At 64.4% G+C, this 1,973-nt stretch carries 1 protein-coding gene; it reads left to right on the top strand.

What is annotated here, in order from left to right; translation table 11 throughout:
• On the top strand, positions 1-1,812 hold a 1,812-nt coding region (locus tag ACRDUX_RS23055; RefSeq protein ID WP_526416864.1), incomplete at its 5' end, for a hypothetical protein.
• Between the last annotated feature and the right edge of the window lie 161 nt (positions 1,813-1,973).

The following is a 1,973-nucleotide window of genomic DNA, read 5'->3' as shown; positions in this document are numbered from 1 at the left end:
GTTGATCCGCACGCGGTCACCATCGTCGTAATTCCGCTCTTGCCGGGACCGTGCACATTCACCATCTCGGTTGCGGTGGAACCGGGTACGCCGGCCGGCACGCTTGCGGGAGCACTTTCCATCTCTGGGCCTGACGGTGTCACCGATACCGCCGATATCGTGGTCGTAGATGTCTCCACGCCAACGCCGACTGAGACCGCAACCGAGACAGTCACCCCAACAGAGACGGCGACCGAGACTGTGACGCCGACGGAGACCGCGACGCCGACCCCGAACGTCACTGCGGCGTTCAGCCAGACGAGTTACACGGTGCCGAACGATGGCAGCTCGGTGCGGGCCGATTTCACTGTCACCGTGCTCGGACCATTGCCGCCGACCACATTCAACCTGGTCGCGATCGGGGGGCTGCAATTCACCGGCATCGATTCGACGATCGGGACGGGCGGCGTCATTCCCACCGACGCACCATCTCTCGCCTTCGGCGTGCTGACGTTCGGCATCAGGGCCGTTGAGGCGGGCACGTTCAAGGTCGTCAACGCGCGGATTTCGGTGCGGCCGGGCACCCAGGCGGGCACGCTGCCGGCGGTCTTCTATGGCGTAATGAATAATGGGATGACCGTCATCGCCACCGCCGATATCGTGGTCGTGGATGTTTCCACGCCGACGCCTACAGAGACGGTAACTGAAACTGCGACTCCAACGGCGACCGCGACTGAGACCGAGACGCCGACCGAAACCGCAACGGCGAACCCGGCGGTGAGTGTGTCGTTCGATCAGCCCAGTTATTCCGCGAACAATGACGGTACCGAAGTGACCGCGCACGTAACGGTGGTCCTGTCGCAGGCGAGCACGCCGAGGACCAACTTCACGATCTCCGTGCCGGCCCCACTGGAAATCAGCAATTGGGGCTTCATCTGCGCGGGCAACACCAACGGCGGGGCGGGGCTGGTGGATGACCACGCGTTGGTGACCCATGCGTCGGAGGGGCCGGGTAGTTGTACCGTCACCATCATGTTCATTGCGCCGCCGGGCACCCCGGCAGGTGTGCTGGAGGATGGGCTGATCGTCACCAACGCGGATCTCAGCCAGGCGGCGAGCGCGGGTGTGACGATCGTGGATGTTTCCACCCCGACGGCAACCGCAACGGGAACTGAGACACCGACCGAGACGGCACCGCCAACCGAAACAGCAACATCGACCGAGACGGCAACACCGACGGAAACTGCGACGCCGACAACGACGCCAACGGAAACTGCCACACCTACAGAGACGGTGACTCCGACTGAAACAGCGACCAGCACCGCCACACCTGAGCAGAGCACCGTCGTTATCAATCTCAGCACGGAGGATGGCGGCGCGGTGCCGCCGGGTACCACCGTCTGCCTGGGCGAAACCTGCCAGCAGGCGGATGGCAGCGCCTCCCTGAGCGGAGCGCGCGCGCTCGTGGTGATGAACGGCGTGACCTTTACCTTCACGGTCGGGCCGGGGACGTATCCGTTGACGGTGCGCAACGCCGAGCCGTACGCCGATCTGGCGACCACGGTCATGGTTGAAGCGAACAGTTCGATCACCGTGCCGCTGACGCTCACGCTCGCAGGCCCGACGGCGACCGCCACGGCAATCACTACCGCCACGCCCGGGGCTACCGGCACAGCCGCGCCGGTGACCGATCTGCCGAACACCGGCGCCTCGGTCAGCGCGAACGACAGCCCTTGGCGCTCGGCCGGATTCGCCGCCGGTTTGGCCCTGCTCGTTATGCTCGCTGGGTTCTTCCTGCTCCGGCAGGGCACGCCGCGCAAAGCACGCCGCTAGGCAGCAGTTTGTTCAGCCCCACTCCTAGTTAGGAGCGGGGCTGAACCGTCCAATGTCCCCGCTCCTACTTCGGTGGGAGCGGGGCTTTTTACTTGCCGAAAACCAGACTCGACATCGATGGACTCCGTTTAACTTGCACGCATCCATTCACTAACGTACAC

The organism is Mycobacterium sp., assembly GCF_050701675.1.
In the GTDB taxonomy this organism is placed as follows: Bacteria; Actinomycetota; Actinomycetes; order Mycobacteriales; family Mycobacteriaceae; genus Mycobacterium.
Note: the sequence above shows the minus strand (reverse complement) of the source record. Positions and strands in the feature narration are given on the sequence as shown.